1 protein-coding gene is annotated in these 319 nt (G+C 56.4%); it reads left to right on the top strand.

Annotated features, from left to right (window positions below):
- Positions 1-319: DUF4430 domain-containing protein (locus L692_RS27705; protein WP_036721821.1), on the top strand; the 319-nt coding region annotated here is incomplete at both ends.

The raw sequence follows: 319 nt of genomic DNA, 5'->3' as shown, positions 1-319 counted from the left end.
TATACGGCAGCAGCGCTCTGGATGCGCTGAACAAGCTGGCGGAGATAAAGGGCCTTGCGGTTGATAACCCGAGCGGCAATTACGTAACGGGGATCGGCGGCATTTCAGCGGGGCTGCTTGGCGGTATGTCCGGGTGGTCGTATGCCGTCAAGAGAGACGGCGAGTGGGCCGAGATCAATACCGGCATGAAGGATTTCATGCTGAAGGACGGCGACAAGCTGAACGTTTATTACGGAGACTACGGCGTTACTCAACTGATTGATTCCGTATCCTTCTCACCGCAGCAGCCGAAGCAAGGAATGGGGCTTGAGGTAGGCGT

This window comes from Paenibacillus forsythiae T98 (assembly GCF_000520735.1).
Classification (GTDB): Bacteria; Bacillota; Bacilli; order Paenibacillales; family Paenibacillaceae; genus Paenibacillus_AQ; species Paenibacillus_AQ forsythiae.
The sequence above is the reverse complement of the archived record's forward strand: the minus strand, read 5'-3'. Positions and strand labels throughout refer to the sequence as shown.